The organism is Rossellomorea yichunensis (assembly GCF_032337515.1).
In the GTDB taxonomy this organism is placed as follows: Bacteria; Bacillota; Bacilli; order Bacillales; family Bacillaceae_B; genus Rossellomorea; species Rossellomorea yichunensis.
Genome location: NZ_JAVYAD010000001.1, coordinates 67,238 through 92,700, shown reverse-complemented (window position 1 = coordinate 92,700; position 25,463 = coordinate 67,238). Strand labels below are relative to the sequence as shown.

The following is a 25,463-nucleotide window of genomic DNA, read 5'->3' as shown; positions in this document are numbered from 1 at the left end:
CATATGTACATGCAAGTTCCGTGCCACTCTATAATTATCTGAAAATACAAACTTCACGAGCACTGATGGTTATTATCGGTTAAAATATACTTAACCATTAAACCATTTATCAACCATTAAACCATAAGGGGGAGACGTATGAAACGTGAATTAATTCTATTAGCTGGAACAAAGGAAACAGAAAGAGCTCTTAAGGAGCAATTACAATCCGTTTTCGGAGAACTGATCGATATTAAGAGTTATGCTTGTGATGAAGGAATTCCTATGTATTTCACCAATAAATTGATTGTTTATTCTTCTGCGCTGATTGCACCAGAAGTGAAGGAATATATCGATTTCGGTTCATGCACTATCATTAAAGCACGTCGTACCGTCAATTACGAACACATAGATCGTATTTTTGAATTACCTCCTGGAAAAAAGATACTTTATGTGAATGATTTCATTGAAACAGCCAAAGAAGCAGTCTCTAACTTGAAACGATTAGGGATAGATCATGTCGATTACATTCCATACTCCCCAACTGGAGACTACCCTAGGCAAATTGACATTGCCATTTCACCAGGAGAAACAGCAAGTATCCCACCTTCCGTTCCCAACAAGATTGATATCGGTGTACGTCTGATCGATTTGAATACCATTATGAAAATCATCTACCACTTTCAATTGTCAGAGCAGTTAACCTTCGATATCACCGATCGCTATACGAGAAAGATCATCGAGCTCAGTCAAAAACTGGGAGCTATCAATCGACGTGCGAAAACGTTAAATAAATTTTTAAATAAAGTAGTGGATGGTGTAAATGATGGGATCCTTGCCTTTCAGGAAGACGGAGAAATTACCGTTTTCAATGAAGTCCTTGAACGAATGGTCGGGATTACATCTAACCATGCGAAAGGAAAAAAATTAAACAGGGTGTTCAAGAATATCGAGCTCAATCACTTTTTGACGTCTCAACACGATGAAGATCAACAATATTTCACACTCCGTCAGCAGAATGTGATGGTCTATCGTTTCCGTTTGAAGGCAGAAGGAGTCATCGTTGCAACGTTTAAAGACATGGAAGAGACCATTGAGATGGAAAAGGTCCGTAAACGGGAGCTTCAGCGAATAGGATATATTGCGAAATATACATTTGATAGCATACTGGGTAAAAGCGCAATCATTAATGAAACAAAATTGATAGCCAAAAAGCTCGCTCAAAGTGAGCTTCCGGTTCTAATCTATGGGGAAACAGGCACAGGAAAAGAGCTTTTTTCAAGCGCAATGCACAATGATTCGTCCCGAAAAAACAGTCCGTATCTTGCTGTAAACTGCAGCGCATTGCCTGAAGATTTATTAGAAAGTGAATTATTCGGCTATGAGGATGGAGCCTTCACCGGTGCAAAAAAAGGAGGAAAAAAGGGATTATTTGAACAAGCAGACGGGGGTACCCTGTTTCTTGATGAGATCGGTGATATTAGCCTAAAACTTCAAGCGAGGCTCCTAAGGGTCCTTCAGGAGATGGAGATCAGACGTATTGGAGGAAATAAGAATATTCCCGTTGATGTCAGGATCATTGCTGCTACGAACAGGGACCTCCAATCCTTAATAATAGAAGGAACGTTTCGTGAGGATCTCTATCACCGTCTGAAAGTTCTATCATTGCAGCTGCCGAGCCTCCGGGATCGAAGCGAAGATATCCCCCTTCTCATCGAGAATTTCCTTCGTATGGAACATAGCAAAATCACAACAATCGACGTGGCTGTATTAGACGCATTGAAGAAAGCACCTTGGAGCGGGAATATCCGTGAACTTAAGAATACACTACTGTACATGATCACTGTTGCAGAACAAAATCGGTTAACGATTCATCAATTACCGAAAAATGATTATAATTTCATCGAAAAGGATCATACTAAAGGTACCTTTTCCCTTCCTTCTATCACAATGTCTAAAACCGGAGAATATGTAAATATCCTTACCGCTTTAGTTGAATTTTTTGAAGAAGGAAAGCGAGCCAGCAGACAAAAGATTTATTCTTCCCTGCAACGGACCTCCACTCCTCTATCCGTTCAACAAATCAGGACAAGATTAAACGAGCTCAAGGATCTTGGATATGTAATGATCCAGAGAGGGAGAGTTGGAACAGAAATCACGCCTGAAGGAGTAACCTGGTTAAATAATAATGAAGAGAAGGTTTTAACTATTCGTTGACAGGGTAACTTTATATTAACCGGTTAGAAATACAAAACATATTTCATTGATACGATAAGTCGAGGTGATTTTAATGGTACGTACAATCTTAATGGTCATTGGAGCAATTGTTGTCATTGGTTGGATTATCAGCATGCTTTAATAAAGAACATTCAAATTAAACATTATTCCTGCTATTATATGAGTTTTAATCAAAAAGAAAGAGCAGAACGGATCTTCCCCCGTTCTGCTCTTTCTTTTTGTGATTAATCGTTGGTTGAATCCGTTTAAAAATGGACATTATCCCATTCATCGATTTACTGAAAAAGATTAAAAAATTTAATATTGGGTAAATAATAGATATCCTATTGATGAGGTGATTTTGATGTATAAACATATCTTGTTAGCTTACGATGAAACCGATGGAAGCAAGAAAGCATTGGATGAAGTGCAAAAATTAATAAAAGGTTCTATAGATACACAATTAACCGTACTCCATATATCAGATGAAAAGGTAGCTAATGAAAGTCATGACAACTATACCCCTACCCACGCGTTGGCAGATACCTCACCAGGGTTTGATAACAATTATATGGGGAATTTGTCAGTTTCACCAGACAACAAAGTTCATACTCCGGAGGAAGAACGTCATGAAATTAAGACACCATCCTCTACACATCACTTTTTGAAAAATGCAAAAGAAAAACTTTCTCCTTACGGGATTGAGGCAAACTATATTCACCTATCCGGTTCAGAAGCAAAACGCATATGTGAATATGCCAAAGAAATTCAGGCAGACCTGGTAGTAGTCGGAAGCAGCCGGAAATCCGGCATGAAAAAATGGGTGCTCGGCAGCGTCAGTGAAAAAGTCACTCAAAACTGTGAAACCAGCGTCCTCGTTGTAAAATAAGAGAAACGAATAGAGGGACGGACCTTTGATAGGTCCGTCCCTCTATTTAAATATGTATTATTTCCCCGTCAATTCATCAAAACGTTTATGGGCATTATTCTCGTCAAAGCTGCTGTATATCCGATAGTCTTCAAAGTCCAAAATTCGGAAGTGCTGACTGAAAAGGTTTTGCTGAAGTATATATTCATCATTCTTCTTTACATCTTTCCACCATACCTTCCCGCCTAACGTTTTTTCCTTTCGATAATCAATGCCTTCCCGCGCAATGGTCTCTATGATTTCAAGGGGCTCCCCACCAAGACTAGTGGTTAAGGTTTCACTATCTTTGAACAATGCGCAGATGGCAATTACCGCTGTCCAGCCTGCCATGACTCTTCCTTTTTCAATTTGAACAAGGGTTTTTTTGGATAATCCGATAATGTTCGCCATCTTATCCTGTGTATAACCTGCCTCTGTTCGTATTAGCCTTAATTTATCTGAAATGATTAGAACGATCTCTTCTTTTGTCATCGATTCACACCTTACTTCTTTTATAGTGTGATATTACACTATTTTCTTTTCCATTTTCAAGAATATTTAAATGTTTTTATCAAACCCATCGATTTTTGTATCACCATCTTTATTTTACTATACTTTAGGTAAAGAATTGACGAATTCGGCTATTAGGAGGGAAAATCATGACAAAACGCATCATTGTCCTTATTAGGGAGGACCTTCGTATTCACGATCACCCTGCTCTATATAGAGCTTCTCAAGAAGGAATGGTGATTCCTCTATATATCCTGGATGAGGAAACTTCTTACTCCTCCCATGGAGAAGCTAAGAAGTGGTGGCTGCATCAGAATTTAGAGGCCTTCCAGACGGCCCTTCAATCGATTAACGGACAACTTTGGATAGATAAAGGAAAACTAGAAGACCTTCTCCCCCAATGGGTTCAGAAAGCCAATGCACAAGGGGTTTACTGGAATAGAGTCTATGATCCAAGAGTTTATGAGCGGGATCTCGCATTAGCCCGTTCTTTATCCTCACAAGGAATAGATGTTCAAACATTCGAAGGTACACTTCTTCTTCCCCCTTGGAAAATCAAAAAAGATGACGACACTCCTTATAAAGTGTACTCAGCATTTTATAAATCTTTAAGGAAGGAGGACATCCCGAAACCTCTCCCATCTGTGAAGAAAGTAAAGGTCCCGGACCTTGATGTGGAGGGTCTATCACTAAATGATTTAAAACTCATACCAACTATCCCCTGGTTTCACATCATGGAAAGCATGTGGGATCCGGGCGAAAAAGCAGCTATTAAAAGGTATAATGCATTTGTTAAAAAAAGCATCAATGATTATTCGGAGGGAAGAGACTTCCCTGCAAATGGCCATCACTCCACCCTATCCCCTTACTTAACTCTTGGTGTCATATCGGTGAGAAGTTTGTATCATTCACTCCTTGAAAAAGAAAGTGCTCAGGTTGAACCCTTCATTAAACAATTAATTTGGAGAGACTTCTCTTACTCCGTCCTGCTTCATTTTCCTGAGTCCACCACACAACCTGTAAATGAGAAATTCAAGGAGTTCCGATGGCATAAGGAAAGGGATCATTTGGAAAAATGGAAAAAAGGAGAGACAGGCTATCCACTCGTTGATGCAGGAATGAGAGAATTATGGGCAACTGGGTTCATGCACAACCGTGTCAGAATGATCGTTGCATCGTTCCTGACCAAGCATTTACTGATTCCTTGGCAAGAAGGTGCAAAATGGTTTTTGGATACACTGATTGATGCAGACCTCGCCAATAATTCAATGGGCTGGCAGTGGGTTGCAGGCTCCGGCTTTGATTCAGCCCCCTACTTCCGTATTTTCAATCCAACCCTTCAAAGTGAAAAATTCGATAAAGAAGGCACTTATATCCGGATGTGGGTTCCCGAATTAAAAGATGTTCCCAATAAACATATCCACAACCCTTCAGAAGCTTCCATGGATATTCTGGAAGATGCGGGGGTCATCCTGGGGGAAGATTACCCCTATCCAATCGTGGACCATAAAGCCGCGAGGGACCGGGCATTAGAGCGCTACCACGAGATAAAATAGATATAAAAAAATCGAGTCTATCGCCTTTACAGGTGATAGACTCGATTTAATATATGAGAAGATTACGCCTCTCCTCTTTGTTCCTTAATTGTACGTTTCTTTTCAGATTCTGATACAAACAACGCACAGGCTGCATCTCCTGAAATATTGATGGAAGTCCTTGCCATATCAAGCAGGCGGTCAATCCCCAGAATTAATCCAATTCCTTCTACAGGCAGGTTTACACTGCTTAAAACCATCGCAAGAAGGATCAATCCCACTCCAGGAACCCCTGCTGTACCGATACTGGCTAATACAGCCGTCAGTACAACCGTAATCAGTTGTTCCAATGATAAATCAACACCATATACCTGGGCGATAAAGACGGTTGCAACCCCCTGCATGATCGCAGTACCATCCATGTTGATGGTAGCTCCCAATGGTTGAACGAATGAACTTACTGATTTCGACACGCCTAAACGCTGTTGGGCGACATCCATTGAGATGGGAAGCGTCGCGTTACTGCTTGATGTACTGAATCCTACGCTCATCGCAGGACTGAAATTCTTGAAGAACCAAAGCGGATTCTTTTTTGCCAGAAGGAGGATCGTTCCACCATAGGTAACGATGGCGTGAATGATCAATGCTGCAAGAACGACGACAAAATATAGCCACATAGCCTTCAACGCACTGAAACCCTGGCTTCCTATTGCTGAAGCGATTAATCCGAATGTTCCGTATGGAGCAAATTTCATAACGAGTGTCACAAGGTACATCATTAGATCATTACCTTGTTCAACAAGCTTTAATATTCCTTTTGTCTTATCCCCTAAAGCTGTTAATCCAAATCCAATAAAGATGGCAAACGCAATGATCTGCAGCATATTTCCTTCTGTCATCGCCGTAAGTGGATTTTTGGGAATAATGTTCATGAGGGTCTCTCCTACAGGAGGAGCCTCTTCCGTTTCAAAACCTTCTGATTGTGTTTTGTCGATTCCCTCTACCAAACCGGGATCAATGACATAAGCCAGAGATAAACCAATCACGATGGCAATGCAGGTAGTCACTAAGAAGAATACAATGGTCTTCAACCCTATCCTCCCCAGCTTCTTAGGGTCACCCAGACCTGCAGATCCGAGAACGATGGATAGGAAGACAATCGGCACGACAAGCATGCTGATGAGGTTAAGGAATATCTTCCCTAACGGAGTAAAGAGATAAGGATCTAATATATCAAATATATCTTTAGCAAAAATATTAAGCAGTAATCCCACAATTGCCCCTAGTATTAAGGCAATAATAATCTTAGTTGTTAAATTAAATTTCATAGATGTACCTCCCCTATTGAATACAAAATAATTAAAAGATGTTTACCCTTAATTACTTTTAGCAAAACTATTATTTTTGAATTTTTCTATTATCTTTTCCTGAACTGCCTTCCCATCCATTTTTTTGCTGCATCTTCATTCTCCTTTTCCTATTATACTGATTTTTTTAATAATTGAAGAAGATTAAGGGTGAATTAAAACATTTTTACTACGTTTCACCTGAAACCTCACACAATATGTGGGAGTTGACTGAATCTTTATGACTACAGATTACTTTCCAATCTTTTCTTTTTTACATTTAATGATTAAATGCTACGTGATTGGGTAAATAGTAATAACAGCATGAAAATAGAAAGGAACATACCAAAAATGAATAAAACAGTCTATTTTCTTTCAAGTAGTCAACAGCGCAGCTTGATAGCTGAAGGTTGGGCCGAGAAGCTCGATGTGTCGGATTGGTCGTTCAAAAGTGCCGGATGGGTTGCCGAGAGTCGTGCTGAATTCAGCGTTTTAGCAATGAAAGAGTTATGTATCGACATTAGTACCTTCCCACTTACTCGCATCGAGATGAATGAACTTGGTGACGCTTCGGTTATTGTTGCGATTCAGGATACAGAATTTGATGATAAGATAGAGATTCCATCTGAATTAGAAGATAAAGTCATCTATTGGAATTTGCCTAATCCAAGGAAGCGTTCCAAGACACTTATTGAAGAATGGGTACACTATCAAGAAATTTGTGATGAAATTGCCATGAGGGTGAAAGATTTAGAAAATCTTCTTCCACAACTACATTAAGAGGACTGATTACAACCAAAATTGTATTGTAATCAGTCCCTTTTTTTTAGGTGAAATACTCCAGCTTCGCATTTGGAAAATGCTTCTCCATATAAGCATACAGATGATCTTTCATTTCCTGCTCTTCATCCTTCTGATAAATATACTTGCCAATTCCGTATTTACCCCATTTATATCGCCGTTCTTCCTCATTAAGTTCAAGTTTTGTCATCGGATAATTTTTCTCAATGACTCTTTTAGCCGGCTTTGTGAAACGATGTTGAATGAATTCAAAGGTTAAATCCCTTTTCGCTTCTTCCGGCAGGTGAGCCTCCAAGTGCTCAAACATTTGCTTATACCCTTCCTTCCATCCTTCATGGATATAGATAGGTGCCACAATGAATCCTAATGGATACCCCGCTCTCGCAACCTTCCCCGCGGCCTCAAGTCGCTTATCCAAAGGAGATGTACCAGGCTCAAAGTTCTTAATCACATAATCGGCATTGATACTGAACCGGAATCTGGTCTTCCCATTATGTTTCGCATCAAGCAGATGGTCGACGTGATGGAATTTCGTCACAAAACGAAGCTTGCCATGCTCGGATTCGCCAAAATGCTCGATCGCTCGTTTTAGGGTATGAGTGAGATGATCGATCCCTACGATATCGGACGTACAAGCAGCTTCAAAGCGTGTGAATTCAGGAGCTCTTTCTGCAATATACTTGTCAGCCGATTCAAATATTTCATCCACATTCACATACGTTCGTATATATGGTTTACTCCCCATCGTTGTTTGCAGATAGCAATAGTGACAGTGACCCATGCACCCTGTTGCAAATGGGATGGCATATTCAGCAGACGGTTTGGATGTATCAAACTTCAACGTTTTTCTCACTCCGACTACTAATGTGGATTTTGCAATCCGGTATTTCTGAAAATGGTTGTCCCCTGGCAAATTACGAACCTGGTTATGCGATGTTGTGTACCTGATTTCCACATCCATTTTTTCAAACTTTTCTTTGAGCTCTTTACCAAGGGGATATTCCAAGGCATTCGGTTCAAAGTAGACCAATTGTGGCACGAACGGTTTAACCATGATTCATCCCTCCTACAGGTCTCCAAATGATTGAGTATAAGCTTGCTCCGCTTCAGCTTCCGAAGAATACACCGCAATTTCATGTGTTAAAGGATAATAGGTTTCATATAAAAATAATGCCAGTTCGTTCGGATTTTCCGGGTCATGCACGACGGCTGCTTCCTGCACGTTAGCTACACTTTGTGTATGCGGATTCCGATAAATCACATATACTACATCGCCTGCTTGATAAGGCATATATTGATCATTCAGTTCCATTCTTTTCACCTTTTCCCTAAACGTCATTACTATCATTTTTTGTTATCTTCCTGATAAATATGATGGTAAAAGATGTTTATAAAAAAACTTCTCCTGCACCAATGATGCAAGAGAAGCCTGATTTAGGAAATCCCATAAAATTCGGTTGTATTCTTAAATAGTTGTTTATATACTTCTGCTTCTTTGATATGTTTTAATTCGGCGATTTTTTCAATGGACCGATGCATGATTCCGGGGTGGGTCATCCTTCCCTGGAAGATCCCTTCAAAACGCCAAGGGCCATCCGTTTCAACCATAAGTCTCTCGATTGGGTACTTCTTAACAAGATCTTGTATTTCCTTCTCATAAAGGACATCAGGAGTAATGGAGATGGAATAGTCATTTTCCTTCATTCTTTCAATCGTCTTTTCATCTCCCTTAAACCAATGAAAATGAGCTTTCTCTATGGAGTGCTTTTCTAACAGATCACAAACGATAGGCGCATGCTCGTACACGGCATGAAGGATGATCGGTTTATTGATCCTTTTTGATTGGATCATAAACCGTTCCAAGAGATCGATATACGGTTCCACTTCAACTTCAGGATGTTCTTTCATTTTATAATAAGGCAATCCTACCTCTCCAATCGCCACTATTTCGTGTTGATGGAGTTCAATCAATGATAGAAGCTCCTCGACATCTCCATCAGATGGCAGATCCTGCTCCGGATGGAAACCTGCAGCCGGTTTGACCCTTGCATCTCTTCTTGAGAGATCTAAATTGGTCCTGGTCGATTGAAGGTGGAACGATACAGATATGAGTGCTTCTACAGAATACAGATCAAGTTCCTGCAGGATCTTATCACGCTCGTATCCTTCGTATAAATCCAAGTGAATATGGGCATCAATCAAGGAAGGTTTACACATATTGAGAAAGCTCCTCAAAAATGCTCGTTTTCCATTTCAAAAACTCCTCCGTTAAGAGAATTTCTTTATCGCGGGGGCGGGGAAATGGTACTTTGAACTCCTTCTGGACCCTGGCTGGCCGAGTCGATAATACAATGATCCGGTCTGACAGGAACAGGGCTTCGTCGATATTATGAGTCACAAATAGAACGGAACTCAAATCTTCTTCCCAAATGGAAAGGAGCCATTTCTGCATGTCCAATCGTGTGAATTCATCCAGGGCAGAAAAGGGCTCATCTAGGCATAAAAATGATTGAGGACTGACAAGGGCACGAATAAACGCCACCCGCTGCTTCATCCCTCCGGATAAATCATCAGGATACGCATTCTCATACCCCTTCAAGCCCGCCCGTTCAATCATGCAGAGCGCTTTGTCCCTATCTTTCTTCCCGTGTAACTCCTGGCCAAGCATCACATTCTCAATCACGGTTCTCCATGGCAGGAGGGAAGGACTTTGCGGCATATAACTGATGGTCCCTCTTTGACCATTTATCGATTTTCCATCTAATTGAATGTCTCCGGAATCTGGTGTGAACAATCCACCGATCACATGAAACAGGGTGCTCTTCCCGCTTCCGGAAGGACCAAGGATCGACACAAACTCCCCTTCTTCAACATGAATGGAAAGCTCATCGAGGATCAGCTCCCCATCAAAGTATTTTGACATATTTTGTATGGATAAAGTCGTCATGTTACCTGTCCTCCTTTCGGTTCCACTTAATCATGATTTTCTCTAATAACAAAATGATCCCAAAGAAAACGAGGCTGAGCATCATGATCATGAAGATGGCTACAAATACCCTGTCTGTCCTGAAGGAGGAAGAAGCAAGAGTCATATAGACACCGATTCCTTTCTGGGCACCTAACCATTCTGAAATCACCGCCCCCATCACACTATAGGTAGCTGAAATTTTCAATCCTGAGAAGATGGAAGGAAGTGCATGCGGCCATTCAACTTTTCGAAAGATTTGACTTTTTGTGGCTCCCGACATTTTCATATAGAGGATGTACTCTGCATTTGTCTGCCGGAACCCATCCAATGCCGAGACCGCTACCGGAAAGAAGCAAATCAGGGTAATGACAATGATTTTCGGTAATAGTCCAAATCCAAACCAGATTACAAGTAATGGTGCCAGGACGATGATCGGAATATTTTGAGACAAAATCATAAGTGGATATATCGCTTCTCTTACCTTAGGCAGAAGGTGCAGACCCACTGCAGTCCCGATTCCTATCGTACATCCAATCACAAACCCTCCGATCGTAAGGAGGGTTGTCGAAGCAAGATGTCCTGTAAACGTGGACCATGAGGCGACTCCTTCCGCCCATATTTCTGAAGGTGAAGGCATTAGCCATGCCGGCACCTCAAATACTCTAATGGTGGATTCCCAAATGATGAATAAAAGGATGATGACCAAGAAGGGTCTCCATCCTTTCGATATCCATGCTTTCATCCTTTATACTTCTCCGTTAATTGATCCATTTCAATCCCGGCTGGCTGATATAATACCTTGATTTGAGAAATGACGTTTGAGCTGCCCATTTCAATCATTCGTTCATTCATTTGTTCAATCACCTTAAATAAGTCAGATAGATTCCCTTCCATTGTTGTTTCTAATGGATGGACTTCATAACGGACACCAGATTTATCAATGACCGCGATGGCTTCATCCACGTATGGTATAACGTCTTCACCATTTTTCGTCTTTGGAATAATTTGTATGCTTACGAGTGCGTTCCCCATTTTGTTCACCTCTTATTTTGGTAAAAATTCGTTTGTGAATGCTTTTTTACTGTCCAGTTCCTTATCTAATAAATCGTTATCATACATCCATGAAGCATAGTTTTCCCAAACCTCCAGCTTTTGCTCTCCCCATTTGTCAGCGTCATCCTTGTATTTAGGAGACAGCCACTCCTGACTCTTCATGACTAATTCTTTATCAAGGTCCGGAGCTGCATCTAAAAGGATCTCACCGGCCTCTTCCGGATTGTCGATTGCAAATCCATAGCCTTTTGAAGAAGCTGATAAAAATGCTTTGACTGTTTCAGGGTCTTTTTTAATCATCTTTTCATTCGTCGTCAAAACAGGGGTGTAATAATCCAGTTTTTCAGAGTAATCCTTTACGTACATCATATTCAATTCCTCACCGCGAAGCTCTGCTTCAATCCCTGTCCATCCATAGTAGATCCACGCAAAGTCAACATCCCGTTTCACGGCAGTAAAGAAATCTGTATCCCCCATGTTTACAAAATCCACTTTCTCTACATCAGCATTTTCTTGTTTCATAATAGACGTCATGACGGCTTTTTCTACAGGTGATCCCCATCCTCCATAACTTTTCCCTTCAAAATCCTTAGGAGTCGTTATACCCTTATCCTTAGGTGAAGCAAACCCGGATGTATTATGCTGTATGACCGCAGCGATAGATACGAGTGGTACGTCCTGTACCCTTGCTTGTGTGACACTTTCCTGATATCCAACTCCGAACTCAGCTTTACCCGAGGCAACTAGTTGATCTGCCCCTGCCTCACCAGGTAAGATGATATCCACATCAAGTCCCTGCTCTTTAAAGTATCCTTTTTCTTTCGCAACATATAATCCAGTGTGATTGGTATTCGGTGTCCAGTCCAGCACAACCGTAACCTTTTTAAGACCTTCTTTCTGTTCTGATGTATTTCCTCCACCACCGCAAGCAGTTAAAAGAAAGACAGAACAGATAATATACATCCACTTTTTCATCATGATTCCTCCTAAAAATCCTTGTATGTAGTTGTAACGTTTATTCTCTATTCTTCACATAGTAGAGAGAATGAATGTAAAACACCTTAAAACATTAGGACACAACAACAAAAAAAGCGCCCCAAGCTTCAGCGAGGGACGCATTGTTAAACATGATTATGTAATGTTTAAGAGAATGTTTCCTACGCTGGTATCAGCCAGTTCAGGTTCAAAGGGTCAGTATCTGTCAGGATACAATCTCAACCGGCCACACCGGTCCCCCTACACTTGTACTATGAAATTAAACGTTATCTTCTTCCCTACTTTGCCACAGAAAAGGTGGATATTCAAGCATTTCCTCTTAAATAGATTTACATTTGAAAGGCCAGTTGATAATCACTGGAATTTACCAGCCTGTTAATGAATGGGATGTATGCAGATACAAGGTGTGAATACCCTTTTTGATTGTAAAAAAAGGTGTATTGAAGAAGAAAGATAATGACTAAGAATGGCATCAGTTCCTTTTCTTCCTGAGTTAAAGTACCTTCGGACTGATAGCCCCCCATAAAGGCATGGATACGTTCAAATTGCTCATCCCCCGTTTGCTTGACCTGGTCTTTGAGCGTCCCTGCAAGAAAGTAACAGACATCTGCTATACGGGGTGCTTTCCGTATCCTCTCGAAATCTATGACCCCTGTCACCCTTCCTTCTTTCATGAGGATATTACGGGGATGACAATCGCTATGTACGAATTGATGGGGTAATTTGCTATAGGAGTAAGACCATTCATTAAGCCTTCCTAGAAACCCCTCACCCCACCTTTCTATCATTTTAGAACCCTTTCCGCCTATCCACTCTCTCAAATGTGTTTCAACTTTCCATTCTTCTACCTCGTTTTTACAGACGTATTGTTTTAGCCTGCTATGGAGTTGGGAAAGATACGTTCCCACCCCTTCAAGAGAAGTTAAGGAATAGACTTGTACTGGCAGACCTTCCAGAGCTTGGTACAGGGAGTAGAAAGCTTGATGCTGTTGTACATATGGGTGTTGTGAGACAGTTAACAGCGGCCTTTCAACAGGAAGTCCCTTTTCCAGTAAAAAAGAAGTTAAGAGCAGCTCTTCTATTCGCTTCTCCACTGAGGAGTTCAATCTCTTTTTTAAATAAAATGTCTTCTTCCGACTCTTCACCTTATATACATTTGGGTGACTTTCCACGGTCTCTATGGAGGAAGGATGAACCTTCCAGTTCAACAATACATCATGAAGAGGTTCAATCATTTTTAATTCCTTTCCAAACATAGTAATATACATTTAGTATGACTATGAAAGAATGTCTACATACCATATGAAAAGAGGTTGCATCGATGCAAAGGATACAAATGACGGAAGACCTATCATTCTCAAGAATCATTCATGGGTTGTGGAGACTTGCAGATTGGAATCAATCAAAGGAAGACACTCTTTCTTTGATCCAGCACAATATTGGAAACGGAATCACGACTTTTGATCACGCAGATATTTATGGCTCGTATACATGTGAAGCCTTATTTGGAGAGGCTCTCAACCTTCAGCCATCCATACGAGAAAAAATGGAAATTGTAACGAAATGCGGTATTGTCCTGCCTTCTGACAACCGTCCGGAACATAAAACACATCATTACAACACGAGTAAAAAGCACATTTTGACTTCTGTTGAAAACTCCCTGCAGAATCTGAAAACGGACTACATCGATCTTTTATTGATTCACAGGCCAGATCCATTTATGAATGGGGAAGAAGTGGCTGAAGCCTTCACTCAATTAAAAGAAGAAGGTAAGGTGCGTCATTTCGGAGTATCAAACTTTAAAGATCATCAATGGAATATGCTTCAATCTTATTTGCCATTCCCATTGATCACAAACCAAATTGAATTGTCTGCCTATAACTTAGAAAACTTTGAAGACGGTACATTAAATCTTTGTCAGGAGAAGCGTGTCGCACCAATGGCCTGGTCTCCACTCGCAGGCGGGGCGATTTTCAAAGGAGAGGATGAAAAAGCCATTCGTCTTCAACATACATTGAAAAAGGTACAAGAAGAAACAGGTGCAAAGGGAATTGATGAAGTTCTATATGCATGGCTTCTTAATCACCCGGCAAACATTATGCCTATCGTCGGTTCAGGTAAAAAAGAACGCATTCAACATGCGATCGACTCTCTTTCCATTTCTTTAAACCACGATCAATGGTTTGAAATCCTGCAAACTTCTATGGGACATGATGTGCCGTAATTAGCCTTACTACAGCAAAAAAGACGATCCTTTTTCTAAAAGGTTCGTCTTTTTCAATTCGCTATATCGCCACCAACGTAATATTCCAGATAGACATCTTGTAGTTCATTCATTGAGAGCTCATAAAGCTGCTTACCGAAATATTTATATACGCCTATCCTTAATAATTGTTGAATATAGAAATCCTTTTTACATTCAGGTGTCTTTTGCTTCTCTGATTTATTTTCTTGATGTAACATGTTCATCCCTCCAGTTGAGGATATACCCCAAATCCGGAGTGAACTAAACATCTTCTTACACATTGGTAATATTAGGAGAATACGAGAGCTGTTACGTACAAATATGATGATGGCCCTCTGTGACATTTTTTCCCTCAACTTGAATCGTAGAGTGATGAATGCCAAATTCCTCTTCAAGATAGGCTGAGAGTCGTAATAAAATCGTATCTCGATTCACTTCGTTTCCCACCACAACATGGCAGCTTAGGGCAGTGAATCCCGACGTGATGCACCATACATGAAGATCATGTACTTCAATGACTCCCGGGGCAGCTGCCAGGCTATTTTTCACATCTTCCATATCAATACCTTTTGGAGTTCCTTCCATTAAGATATGAATGGAATCCTTCGTTACTCTCCAACCGGAAATGACGATTAAGATGGCAACCATGACTGATGCAATAGGATCAGCCAAGTTCCAATTAAAGAAATAAATCAAGAGTCCGGCTGCGATTGCGCCTACTGAACCCAACATATCACCAAGTACATGAAGAAAGGCACTTCGAACATTCAAGTTATGTTCCGTATCCCCTCTCATTAAAATCCATGCCACGATAATGTTGACAATCAGACCTATGATGGCGATCACCATCATACCTGGTGAAACCACAGGAGTATCTATGAAACGATGATACGCTTCCCAGAAAATATAGAGTGAAACAAGAAGCAACGTGATGCCATTAATAAACGCCGCCAGTATTTCGAACCTCTTGTACCCATACGTCTTCCCTTTATCCGACGCCTTCTCACCTATATAAAAAGCTGCCAAACTAAGACCTAAAGCAGCTGCATCACTAAGCATATGTCCCGCATCGGAAAGAAGAGCAAGACTATTTGTGACGATTCCACCAATGACTTCTACGATCATAAAGGTAAAAATAAATAGGAAACTGATTAATAATGCTTTTTTATTCTGATTGTGTCCATGACTGTGGTCGTGTCCCACTTGACATCCCTCACTTTCTTTCCCTGATTCTTAATAATCTGAGACCATCGTTCATAAATAATCAAATAATGAAATTTTTCGATAATTTCGCGACTGGCTTACCGGTCACGTTCCTCCAACTCCATTTGATGAGTCAACGCAATTTCAATTAACTCTTTCACATGATGATCGTCTAAGGAATAATAAACGAGCTTGCCTTTTTTTCTGAATTTGGCTAACCCCTGCTTTTTTAACAAACGCAAATGATGGGATGCCGTCGCTGTTGAAGCATCCACGATATTTGCCACATCGCATACACAAAGTTCTTCTTCGATGGTAAGTGCATACGCAATTTTCGCTCTTGTTTGATCAGAAAGTGCTTTAAAGATTTCAGCTACCTTAGAGGTATTTTGTGATAAAATCATTGATTTTAAGCGATTGACCTTCTCATCTTCCACACAGGCTACTTCACATACATCCGCCTCTTTCATCTCGTCACCCCCCTAACATTCAAATACTCTTTTGAATATAGTATAAAAGAAAGGCTGATAATGTTCAAACATTCTTTTGAATGAGAAAAATTTTAAGGTGTTTATCGACCGATTAGACGAATTCCGGGTACAAAAAAAGCCCTGGCATATAACCAGAGCTAATGAAAAAACATATTAATTCTGTTGTAGTTTTTTTCGATCACGTTTCATAAAGAGATCCAATGTTATCCAGAAAACAACTGATGAAATCGCAAAGATCGCAATTGCAAAGTAAATCTCTTCTGTTTTCCAGTCTAATTGTGGAATAAGCAGGCCAAGTACGCCTGATACTATATAGTAGCCACCAATTAATTGCAGATATAAACGTCCTGTTTGAGTTTGAATATTTTCCAGATAGCCTTTCCCTGCTTTGCCAAAGAAAATAGCTATTCCTCTTAAGATGACATAAACCGAAAAGGCAATGATAAGGGCTACAACAAATCCTTGGTTAAACACGTCTGCCATAATCGTTCTCCTTTCCAACTATCCATTGATTCGTATCCTGATTTTGTCCATTTCTATTCTTTAGATGAAAATTGTTATTTCAACAATAACCGAATGACCTGCACATTGCAACGAACTTTGGATACGGTTAAGAATGTGATACTTTTAAAAGGATATACTCATTGCAACCGGATTTCAAGTGCAATCTTGCTTCATTTTTTTAAAGAACCATGACTTTTTAATTCAGGAGGTGTTTGAAGCTTTAGAAGGGTCCTTCGATTCACTCCCTTTTTACAGCTTCTTCTCATTGGACATTTTACTTAATTTATTTCTAGTTGCTGTATTAATTGCGCTGACCGCTTTCTTCGTTGCATCAGAGTTTGCCATTGTCAAGGTAAGAAGCTCTCGTATCGATCAGCTGGTTTCTGAAGGAAATCAAACGGCCATTGCTGCTAAAAGGGTCATCTCACATTTAGACGAGTACCTTTCTGCCTGTCAATTAGGCATTACCATCACAGCCCTCGGACTCGGTTGGTTAGGTGAACCGACCATCGAAACGTTGCTTCATCCAGTGTTTGAGAAGCTTGATTTAAATGCTTCCATTACAAGTATCATTTCATTTGGACTCGCATTTTCCGTCATTACCTTTTTACATGTGGTGATTGGAGAATTGGCACCGAAAACCTTTGCCATTCAAAAAGCAGAGAAAGTCACTCTTTTATTTGCACGACCATTGATATGGTTTTATCGACTCGCTTATCCATTCATATGGGCATTAAACGGCTCTGCCCGGGTGTTTACCGGGTTATTCGGTTTAAAACCCGCTTCTGAACATGAAATTGCCCATTCCGAGGAAGAGCTTAGGATCATTCTTTCCGACAGCTACAAAAGTGGGGAAATCAATTCATCCGAATTCAAGTACGTAAACAAAATTTTCGAATTCGACGAGCGAATCGCAAAAGAAATCATGGTTCCAAGAACGAATATCGTAACTCTCTCCTCAGATTCCACCATTGATGAAGTACTCACCATCATTAAAGAGGAACGCTATACGAGATATCCAGTAGTAGAAGGTGATAAAGATAATATCCTCGGCATAGTGAACGTGAAGGAACTGTTGACAACACTCGTGAACCACAAGGAGGAACATGAAGACTTAACTTCCTTTATCAAGCCTGTAATCCGTGTCATCGAAACCATCCCTATTCAAGCCTTACTCGTCAAACTTCAGAAAGAGCGGTCGCCAATGGCCGTACTCCTTGATGAATACGGTGGAACTGCCGGTCTTGTAACAGTTGAAGATATCATTGAAGAAATTGTCGGAGAGATAAGGGACGAGTTTGATATCGATGAAATACCTGAAGTGCAGAAGGTGAAAGAAGATCATTATATCTTTGACGCCGTCATGCTCATTGAAGATGTGAATGACCTTCTTGGCATCTCCATTGAAGAGGATGAGGTCGACACGATCGGAGGCTGGTTCCTGACACAGAAGTACGAAGTGAAACTTGATGATAAGATCGAAGAACAAGGGTATTGCTTTAGAGTGAAAGAAATCGATGGCCATCATATTCAATATTTAGAGGTTACAAAAATGGCATAGCAGCCATGATGAAAAGAACGAGTCCGATTAATGGCTCGTTCTTTTTTTTATGATGTTTAACCGGATTAGTTCATGGCCGGTGTGACTCGATTTCTTTTTCACTACTTTTAATCAATCGGACATTATTCGTTCATAGTTTGGACATATCTGATGGATAAGCTTTTACCGAGGGCAAGTCAGGGATTTAAAAAACTAAATTCCCACTATTTTGATCAGGAGGAGAGGAAAAGAAAATGAATTTTATGAAACGTGCTTTTTGGAGTGTAAAAGCTCGCAAGGGGAAAAGCATACTATTACTGTTTGTCTTGACCGTCATATCCGTTCTCGTTCTGTCGGGATTGACGATTCAAACCGCCGCTGATCAATCCAGTATTTTGGCTCGTGAGAAATTAGGCGGTGAAGTTTCTTTAATGGTTGACCGGGAAAAATTAATTTCTGGCCAGCAGAACGAGGAAAGTGGCGGAAGAGCCCGTTTTCAGCCTGTCCCCATCCCTTTGGATTCTGCTGAGGAACTTACCGATTCCTCTTACGTAAAGGGCTACAACTACTATTCATCCACCTCTGCCCTTGCCAAGAACTTTACTGCTGTCGGAAGTGAAGAAACAGCAGAAGGTACAGAGCAGGAAGGCTTTGGTGGCGGTGGTAGAATGATGGCCGGTGATGTTTCCGTCGAAGGGATCTTATTCTCAGATTCAACCAGCTCATTTTTGAATGGGGATGCGTCCATAGTGGAAGGACGTCATTTGACGGAAGAAGACATCAACAAAGAAGTTACTCTTATTGAAAAAAACCTTGCTGCAGAAAATGATTTAAAGGTTGGAGACTCGATAACCATAGCAAATACTGAGAATACAGAATCGACTCTTGAAATCGTAGGTATTTATGAATCGACTTCAGATATGGATGAAAGAGCTCAAAATTTTGCTTTTCTGAATCCCTATAATCAGCTGTTCGTTCCATATACTGTTGCAAATGAATTAAAAGGAACTTCCGAAACGATTGATCGAGCTGTCTATTATATGAAGGACCCGGCAGATATCCAAACCTTTATTTCAAATGCAGAAAGTAGCTCATCCATTGATTTTGATCAATTTAAACTGGATGCAAATGATCAATTGTATCAGCAAATGATGGGACCAATTGAGAATGTGGCCTCTTTTTCTAATAATGTAGTATTTCTTGTGGCAATAGCGGGAGCCATCATTTTGGCCCTGATTGTTATGATGACGATTCGGGAAAGAAAATATGAAATGGGCGTACTCCTTGCCATAGGAGAGAAAAAAGGTAAGCTCGTCAGTCAATTTTTAGTTGAGATTTTGATTGTGGCTGTTCTGGCAATGGGTATATCAACATTATCCGGCAATCTGGTTGCAAACAAAATGGGGGAACAACTTCTCCAGCAGGAAATCACTCAATCAGAAGAAACAGCAAATACACCAGCCTCCTTTAATTCACGCCGTATGCCATTTCAATCATCAAACGTACAGGATGTAGAAACGGTGAATGAGTTATCCATCCATACGACAGGAGAAGACTTGTTGAAATTGTTTGGCATCGGACTGATGGTGGTTCTACTATCCACATTGATTCCATCATTAACCGTGTTGAGATTAAATCCTAAAGCGATATTAACAAAACAGGATTAAAGGAGGCTAAAGAATGAGTACATTATTACACTTTGAAAATGTGAGTTACAGCTATAAGCAGGAATCCAAGTTACAGCCTATTTTGAGTAAGGTTACGGCCGAATTTAAGAGTGGATCTTTCTATACTTGTGTCGGCCCATCCGGCTCGGGTAAAACCACTTTCCTCTCCCTGGCAAGTGCACTTGATTCACCCACTTCCGGACAAATCTTATTTGAAGGAAAAGATATCAAGAAAATCGGATTATCAACATTTCGAAATCGCCATGTTTCTATTGTCTTTCAATCCTATAACCTCCTGCCATATATGACAGCACTGCAAAATGTCATCACTGCAATGGAGATCACGAAATCAACTAATAAAAATAAAAAAGCATTTGCCCTTGAGATGCTTCAGAAGGTCGGCATTTCAGAGGAACAATCCCGTCAAAGAGTATTGACCCTCAGTGGGGGACAACAACAAAGGGTTTCTATTGCCAGGGCGCTCTCTTGTCAGTCGGAACTCATTCTGGCAGATGAACCTACAGGAAACTTAGACGAAGATACCGCAAGTGGAATAGTTGATTTATTCAGGGAAATTGCTCATAAAGAAAACAAATGTGTCATTGTTGTTACCCATGATCAAGGAGTTGCCCAAGTATCGGACACTGTCATTTCCCTTTCAAAGGGAGGTTTGGTATTCAAAGAAATGAGGAAGTTGGAAAAGTTCGTTTGATGTGGAATTTCGGAAGTGGCAGTCGCCTGTTCACGGTGACTGTCTTTTTCTATTTTCATATCGTATATACCGTTAAAGCAGATTCCTCCATAGAATAAAACCTTTCATTAATGGAAAGATAACTACAAACATTTATGAGAGGTGAGTTATGACTAGCATCATTGTTGGTTTAATCCTGCTTATGGTCTTGGCGTATTTAGGCTGGTCTATCATTTGGATCGCTCCCCTGGTTGCAGGTTTAGTAGCATTAATGAGTGGTCTCGACCTGCTTCCTGCTTATACGGAAACATATATGACCGGGTTTGTGGATTTTGCTAAAGAATGGTTTCCTGTATTCCTGTTCGGAGCCATTTTCGGAAAATTGATGGAAGACGTGGGAGCAGCCCAGTCCGTCGCATTCAAAATTACGAACATCATCGGTAAAGACAGGGCCATACTGGGAGTGCTGATTGCAGCTGCCGTCTTAACATATGGCGGTGTGAGCTTATTCGTTGTTGTATTTGCGATATATCCCCTGGCTATTGCCATGTTCAGAGAAGCGGATATCACACGGAAACTATTGCCGCCGACTTTCGTATTGGGGGCTTTCACCTTTACAATGACAGCCATCCCGGGTACACCACAGATTCAAAACTTGATTCCAATCGATTATTTTAAAACATCCCCCACCGCCGCCCCGATCATCGGTATCGTCGGCGGATTAATAATGGCGGTTGGAGGGTATTTTTATTTAAGATGGCGTCAAAAGCAATTTACAAGTAAAGGAGATACGTTTACCGAGCCTAAAGGTGGGAACGATGTTAAGGAAATTAAAGAATCAGAGCTTCCTAACTTCTACTTGTCATTTCTTCCTCTTGTCATTGTTGTCGTTACATTGAATGTCTTTAAGTGGAACATCCTCACCGCTCTGCTTGTAGGAATACTTTCGATATTATTAATTAACTTCATGCATTATAAAAAATTCATCCCTGCTGTCAATGGCGGTGCAAAGGGCTCAGTCATGGCAGTCATTAACACAAGCGCTGCCGTTGGTTTCGGAGCGGTTGTCACAGCGGCACCAGGTTTCAAGACGTTAACGAAGCTTATTCTTGGCATAAAAGGTAACCCTGTCATATCTGAAGCCATAGCTGTTCAAACTCTTGCAGCTATCACTGGATCTGCTTCTGGAGGAATGGGGATTGCCCTGGAGGCTTTGGGAGATAAATATTATGAGTTGTCTCAAACAAGTGGTATCAGTGCAGAAGCATTCCATAGAATTGCTTCCATTTCATCAGGGGCATCGATTCTGCCTCATAACGGTGCACTCCTGACGTTATTTGCCGTAACAGGGCTGACCCATAAAGATTCGTATTTGGATGTAGCTGTTGTCGGGTTGCTTATTCCTACGATTGCAGAAATCGTTTCAATCATCCTGGCCAATATGGGAATTTATTAATCAGAGGAGGAAAAGAAGATGGTCAATGATAAAGTTGTATTCATTACGGGTGCTGCAAGGGGGATTGGTTTTGAAATCGGGGAACACTTTGCACAAAATGGTGCGAAAGTTGTTCTCTCAGACATCAATCAAGAAGGATTGGATGAAGCGGTTGAAGAACTGAAAGACAGAGGATTCGATTGCCTCGGCATTAAATGCGATGTTACTAATGAAAAAGAAGTGAAAGCGGGAATTGATAAAACAGTTGAACACTATGGCCGCATAGACGTATTAATCAATAACGCAGGTATTCAACACGTAGCTCCAATTGAAGAATTCCCTATTGAAAAATTTGAGCTCCTGATCAAAATCATGCTGACCGCTCCCTTTATCGCAACAAAATTTGCTTTCCCTCATATGAAGAAGCAAAAATTCGGTCGTATCATCAATATGGCATCCATTAATGGACTGATCGGTTTTGCCGGTAAAGCGGCATACAACAGCGCCAAGCATGGTGTTATCGGACTTACAAAGGTATCGGCTTTAGAAGGTGCCGAACACGGGATTACCGTCAATGCCCTATGCCCCGGATACGTGGATACCCCCCTTGTCCGTAACCAATTAAAGGATATTTCAACGACTCGTGGTGTGAAGCTTGAAAAAGTATTGGAGGATGTCATTTACCCTCTTGTTCCACAAAAGAGATTATTATCAGTAGAAGAAATTGCAGACTACACCATTTTCCTGTCCAGTGACAAAGCAAAAGGTGTAACTGGACAGGCCGTTGTTTTAGATGGCGGCTATACTGCGCAATAATACGCAGCCAAAAAATCGGATCAAGGAACTGATCCGATTTTTCTTTAGTTCATATTTGCAGGAAATACACTTAAATCGATTCCCCATACGAGTGGCATGAAAAAATAAATCAAAAGTGTAATAAATACGATACTAATTAGATTTAACCATACTCCCGCCTTGACCATATCCCCCATTTTGATATAACCTGATCCGAATACGACAGCATTCGGAGGTGTAGCCACCGGCAGCATGAAAGCACATGACGCGGCTAAGCCCGCCGCCACCATCAAACTATAAGGGTGAATATTCAAGGCAGCTGCAAGGGCAGCCATTATTGGAAACATCATCGTGGCTGTCGCCGTATTGGACGTAATTTCCGTTAAGAAAATAACAAAGGCCGTCACTGATAGCAGGATAATAATGAAGGAAATCCCTTCAAGAATCGTTAGTTGCTGTCCGATCCACTCTGCCAACCCCGTTTCTTTGAAACCCTTGGCAATGGCAAGACCTCCACCGAATAAGAGCAGGATCCCCCATGGAAGCTTCTTCGCATCGTCCCAATTGATCAATCGGGATTCCTTTCTTCCTGGAAGAAGAAATAAAACGAGTGCCCCTGTAATTGCTATGATGGTGTCGTCTAATGACGGAATCCATTGGTTCAATAGAAACGATCGAGTGATCCAGCATAGGGCTGTAGCGACAAAGACCGTAAGAACAAGCTTTTCTTCAAATGAAATGCGACCAAGAGACCGGTTCTCTTTCTCTACAATCTCCCTTCCCCCCGGCAATTCTTTAATCTTTAATGGAAAAGCCACCTTGATTAAATACCACCAAGTAACAAATAGAAGAATAGCAGCAAGTGGAACACCAAAAAGCATCCACTTCGCAAATGAGAAATCAATCCCATACAACTGTTTCACCACTGCAGCAAATATCGTGTTTGGAGGCGTTCCGATCAACGTTCCCAAGCCTCCAATCGATGCACTATAGGCAATCCCCAGCATGATCACTTTACTGAAGTGCCCCGTTCTATTAGCCCCCTCCTTTTTTAGACTTTCATTAACTTGATAAATCACGGCTGTTCCAATCGGAAGCATCATCATAGCCGTTGCCGTATTCGAGATCCACATAGATAAAAAACCGGTAGCGAGCATAAATCCAAGGACGATTCTCTCGGTGCCTGTACCAATCAACAGAATGATGTTCATGGCAATCCGCTTATGTAAGTTCCACTTTTCCATGGCAATCGCAATGATAAACCCACCCATAAAAAGAAAAATCGTACTATCACCATATGCAGACGTTACATCTCCGGATTGGAGAGCTCCCGTAAGTGGAAACAAAATGATCGGCAACAAAGCAGTTGCCGGAATAGGTATTGCTTCTGTTATCCACCATACCGCTATCCATGTTGTACCTGCAAGGACAGCAACAGCCTCCTTCGCCAAACCTTCAGGAGAGAAAAATATCATGATAAGAATAAATAGGAGTGGTCCCAAAAAAAACCCGATTTTCTGTGTTGGATTTGCATTAGGCTCCGGAACAAGATTGGTATCCACCTCGCGAGAAGCAGCAGGTGTACTTCCGGAAGTGAAAAATTGCAAAGTATCCATAACATCTCCGTGCCATTTCCAAAGTGTCTCCCATGCGTTTTTCACAGTATGCATCTACTCATTCCCCCATTACTCGTCTTACTAAAACTCTATCGACCATCGAAAGCGCTGTCAAATACAACCCCTTCAAACAAAGGAAATATCTGAATATTCACTCCTTTACTCCTAGTCTCCTACTGTTTTTTCCTTCAAAGGATGTATATCTCTTGAAGGACCTTCGTCCTCTCTCTGCCAAACTGAAAACAAACCATATCTTCATAAACCTTTTCGTTGTAAAATATTGTTATAGAGTGATGACTGTCATTTCAAAGGAGACACTATGAAAATCTATTGGCAAATAAGTTATTTTGTAATAGGGTTACTTATTTTCAGTTATGGGATCAGTATGTCCATCAAAGTGCAGTACTTAGGAATCCATCCATGGGATGTGTTAAACATTGCCTTATTTGAGAAGTTCGGCTTAACGATTGGTACGTGGAATATCATTGTCGGTGCCACCCTCATTGCAGGAACCCTTGTTTTGAAAGGGCAGTATGTTCGTATCGGGACGATCCTTAACGGTGTGATGGTTGGCATGTTGGTCGACTTCTTTCTATTTTACGACCTGCTTCCTCCTCAAACGAACATAGTCTCAGATATCCTGATTCTATTATCAGCGATTATTTTAATGGGGGTTGGCGGGGGATTGTATTCAGCGGCACACCTCGGTACGGGTCCGCGGGACGGGTTTATGCTTACCATTTCAGATTTAACGAATCTTTCAATCAGCAGAGTCCGGATCATGTGTGAGTGTGCTGTATTACTGATCGGACTGCTTCTTTCCGGCCCAGTCTTCGTTTTTACTTTTATTTATACGTTTATTCAAAGTCCCATCTTTCAGAAATCCTTTTTATTTTTCACCGATAGACTCAATACCCGATTCACCAGTCGAAATAATGTAAGTATGTAAAAAGGACAAATGCCT

At 40.9% G+C, this 25,463-nt stretch carries 26 protein-coding genes and 1 riboswitch; of the genes, 11 read left to right on the top strand and 15 right to left on the bottom strand.

Annotated elements, in window-relative coordinates:
- The first annotated feature begins 138 nt into the window (after positions 1 to 138).
- Positions 139 to 2,196, top strand: a complete 2,058-nt coding sequence (locus RSX31_RS00470) for a sigma-54 interaction domain-containing protein (RefSeq protein WP_148993281.1) — start codon at positions 139 to 141, stop codon at positions 2,194 to 2,196.
- Positions 2,197 to 2,560: 364 nt separating this feature from the next.
- Positions 2,561 to 3,085, top strand: a complete 525-nt coding sequence (locus tag RSX31_RS00465) for a universal stress protein (RefSeq protein ID WP_148968306.1) — start codon at positions 2,561 to 2,563, stop codon at positions 3,083 to 3,085.
- 57 nt (positions 3,086 to 3,142) lie between these two features.
- On the opposite strand, the gene RSX31_RS00460 is transcribed toward RSX31_RS00465, so the two are convergent.
- On the bottom strand, positions 3,143 to 3,595 hold the full coding sequence (locus RSX31_RS00460; RefSeq protein ID WP_149155053.1) for a helix-turn-helix transcriptional regulator: 453 nt from the start codon (positions 3,593 to 3,595) through the stop codon (positions 3,143 to 3,145).
- Between the two features lie 167 nt (positions 3,596 to 3,762).
- On the opposite strand from RSX31_RS00460, the gene RSX31_RS00455 reads away from it, so the two are divergent.
- A complete protein-coding gene (locus RSX31_RS00455) occupies positions 3,763 to 5,169 on the top strand; it encodes a cryptochrome/photolyase family protein (protein WP_315632751.1) in 1,407 nt (468 codons plus the stop codon).
- Between the two features lie 62 nt (positions 5,170 to 5,231).
- Here RSX31_RS00455 and RSX31_RS00450 read toward each other — a convergent pair whose 3' ends face one another.
- The gene (locus tag RSX31_RS00450; RefSeq protein WP_148968303.1) at positions 5,232 to 6,476 is read right to left on the bottom strand and encodes a dicarboxylate/amino acid:cation symporter; all 1,245 of its coding nucleotides are present in this window, start codon (positions 6,474 to 6,476) and stop codon (positions 5,232 to 5,234) included.
- 369 nt (positions 6,477 to 6,845) lie between these two features.
- Here RSX31_RS00450 and RSX31_RS00445 point away from each other — a divergent pair, with 369 nt between their 5' ends.
- Positions 6,846 to 7,274 carry a low molecular weight phosphatase family protein gene (locus tag RSX31_RS00445; RefSeq protein WP_148968302.1) on the top strand — a complete coding sequence of 143 codons (429 nt, stop codon included), beginning with the start codon at positions 6,846 to 6,848 and terminating at the stop codon, positions 7,272 to 7,274.
- A 46-nt stretch (positions 7,275 to 7,320) separates the two neighbouring features.
- On the opposite strand, the gene splB is transcribed toward RSX31_RS00445, so the two are convergent.
- The 8 genes from splB to RSX31_RS00405 form a co-directional block, all read right to left on the bottom strand.
- Positions 7,321 to 8,349 carry a spore photoproduct lyase gene (gene splB, locus RSX31_RS00440; RefSeq protein WP_148993278.1) on the bottom strand — a complete coding sequence of 343 codons (1,029 nt, stop codon included), beginning with the start codon at positions 8,347 to 8,349 and terminating at the stop codon, positions 7,321 to 7,323.
- Between the two features lie 12 nt (positions 8,350 to 8,361).
- Positions 8,362 to 8,607, bottom strand: coding sequence for a transcriptional regulator SplA domain-containing protein (locus RSX31_RS00435; protein ID WP_044337840.1), 246 nt, complete (start codon positions 8,605 to 8,607; stop codon positions 8,362 to 8,364).
- Positions 8,608 to 8,729: 122 nt separating this feature from the next.
- Positions 8,730 to 9,512: a TatD family hydrolase gene (locus tag RSX31_RS00430; RefSeq protein WP_315632746.1), complete on the bottom strand. Its 783-nt coding sequence runs from the start codon at positions 9,510 to 9,512 to the stop codon at positions 8,730 to 8,732.
- A complete protein-coding gene (locus RSX31_RS00425) occupies positions 9,505 to 10,242 on the bottom strand; it encodes an ABC transporter ATP-binding protein (protein ID WP_315632744.1) in 738 nt (245 codons plus the stop codon). The genes RSX31_RS00430 and RSX31_RS00425 overlap by 8 nt, the downstream gene beginning before the upstream one ends.
- Before the next feature lies 1 nt (position 10,243).
- Complete coding sequence (locus tag RSX31_RS00420) at positions 10,244 to 11,005, bottom strand: ABC transporter permease (RefSeq protein WP_315632743.1); 762 nt, start codon at positions 11,003 to 11,005, stop codon at positions 10,244 to 10,246.
- A complete protein-coding gene (locus RSX31_RS00415) occupies positions 11,002 to 11,295 on the bottom strand; it encodes a thiamine-binding protein (protein WP_315632742.1) in 294 nt (97 codons plus the stop codon). The genes RSX31_RS00420 and RSX31_RS00415 overlap by 4 nt, the downstream gene beginning before the upstream one ends.
- A 12-nt stretch (positions 11,296 to 11,307) precedes the next feature.
- Complete coding sequence (locus tag RSX31_RS00410; RefSeq protein ID WP_315632741.1) at positions 11,308 to 12,291, bottom strand: ABC transporter substrate-binding protein; 984 nt, start codon at positions 12,289 to 12,291, stop codon at positions 11,308 to 11,310.
- Between the two features lie 162 nt (positions 12,292 to 12,453).
- Positions 12,454 to 12,564, bottom strand: a riboswitch (TPP riboswitch).
- Positions 12,565 to 12,641: 77 nt separating this feature from the next.
- On the bottom strand, positions 12,642 to 13,547 hold the full coding sequence (locus tag RSX31_RS00405; RefSeq protein ID WP_315632740.1) for a phosphotransferase enzyme family protein: 906 nt from the start codon (positions 13,545 to 13,547) through the stop codon (positions 12,642 to 12,644).
- Positions 13,548 to 13,633: 86 nt separating this feature from the next.
- On the opposite strand from RSX31_RS00405, the gene RSX31_RS00400 reads away from it, so the two are divergent.
- Entirely contained in the window at positions 13,634 to 14,536 is a 903-nt protein-coding gene (locus RSX31_RS00400; protein ID WP_315632738.1) for an aldo/keto reductase, read from the top strand.
- A 53-nt stretch (positions 14,537 to 14,589) separates the two neighbouring features.
- Here RSX31_RS00400 and RSX31_RS00395 read toward each other — a convergent pair whose 3' ends face one another.
- The 4 genes from RSX31_RS00395 to RSX31_RS00380 all read right to left on the bottom strand — a co-directional run bounded on the left by RSX31_RS00395 (position 14,590) and on the right by RSX31_RS00380 (position 16,734).
- Positions 14,590 to 14,775 (bottom strand): Fur-regulated basic protein FbpA, encoded by a 186-nt coding sequence (locus tag RSX31_RS00395; RefSeq protein ID WP_187443320.1) that lies wholly within the window; start codon positions 14,773 to 14,775, stop codon positions 14,590 to 14,592.
- A gap of 91 nt (positions 14,776 to 14,866) precedes the next feature.
- Positions 14,867 to 15,760: a cation diffusion facilitator family transporter gene (locus RSX31_RS00390; RefSeq protein WP_315632736.1), complete on the bottom strand. Its 894-nt coding sequence runs from the start codon at positions 15,758 to 15,760 to the stop codon at positions 14,867 to 14,869.
- 98 nt (positions 15,761 to 15,858) lie between these two features.
- Positions 15,859 to 16,230, bottom strand: coding sequence for an ArsR/SmtB family transcription factor (locus RSX31_RS00385; RefSeq protein ID WP_282138189.1), 372 nt, complete (start codon positions 16,228 to 16,230; stop codon positions 15,859 to 15,861).
- A 174-nt stretch (positions 16,231 to 16,404) separates the two neighbouring features.
- Complete coding sequence (locus RSX31_RS00380) at positions 16,405 to 16,734, bottom strand: hypothetical protein (protein ID WP_315632733.1); 330 nt, start codon at positions 16,732 to 16,734, stop codon at positions 16,405 to 16,407.
- A 286-nt stretch (positions 16,735 to 17,020) separates the two neighbouring features.
- Here RSX31_RS00380 and RSX31_RS00375 point away from each other — a divergent pair, with 286 nt between their 5' ends.
- The 5 genes from RSX31_RS00375 to RSX31_RS00355 all read left to right on the top strand — a co-directional run bounded on the left by RSX31_RS00375 (position 17,021) and on the right by RSX31_RS00355 (position 22,904).
- Positions 17,021 to 18,316, top strand: coding sequence for a hemolysin family protein (locus tag RSX31_RS00375; RefSeq protein ID WP_315633497.1), 1,296 nt, complete (start codon positions 17,021 to 17,023; stop codon positions 18,314 to 18,316).
- Between the two features lie 233 nt (positions 18,317 to 18,549).
- A complete protein-coding gene (locus RSX31_RS00370; protein ID WP_315632731.1) occupies positions 18,550 to 19,962 on the top strand; it encodes an ABC transporter permease in 1,413 nt (470 codons plus the stop codon).
- A gap of 13 nt (positions 19,963 to 19,975) precedes the next feature.
- Positions 19,976 to 20,674: an ABC transporter ATP-binding protein gene (locus RSX31_RS00365; protein ID WP_315632730.1), complete on the top strand. Its 699-nt coding sequence runs from the start codon at positions 19,976 to 19,978 to the stop codon at positions 20,672 to 20,674.
- A gap of 148 nt (positions 20,675 to 20,822) precedes the next feature.
- Positions 20,823 to 22,109 (top strand): GntP family permease, encoded by a 1,287-nt coding sequence (locus tag RSX31_RS00360; RefSeq protein WP_315632728.1) that lies wholly within the window; start codon positions 20,823 to 20,825, stop codon positions 22,107 to 22,109.
- An 18-nt stretch (positions 22,110 to 22,127) separates the two neighbouring features.
- Entirely contained in the window at positions 22,128 to 22,904 is a 777-nt protein-coding gene (locus RSX31_RS00355; RefSeq protein WP_315632726.1) for a 3-hydroxybutyrate dehydrogenase, read from the top strand.
- A gap of 44 nt (positions 22,905 to 22,948) precedes the next feature.
- Here the strand turns inward: RSX31_RS00355 and RSX31_RS00350 are convergent, their stop codons facing one another.
- The gene (locus RSX31_RS00350) at positions 22,949 to 24,553 is read right to left on the bottom strand and encodes an SLC13 family permease (protein ID WP_315632724.1); all 1,605 of its coding nucleotides are present in this window, start codon (positions 24,551 to 24,553) and stop codon (positions 22,949 to 22,951) included.
- A 265-nt stretch (positions 24,554 to 24,818) separates the two neighbouring features.
- Here RSX31_RS00350 and RSX31_RS00345 point away from each other — a divergent pair, with 265 nt between their 5' ends.
- Positions 24,819 to 25,448: a YczE/YyaS/YitT family protein gene (locus RSX31_RS00345; RefSeq protein ID WP_148993269.1), complete on the top strand. Its 630-nt coding sequence runs from the start codon at positions 24,819 to 24,821 to the stop codon at positions 25,446 to 25,448.
- Positions 25,449 to 25,463 lie beyond the last annotated feature (15 nt).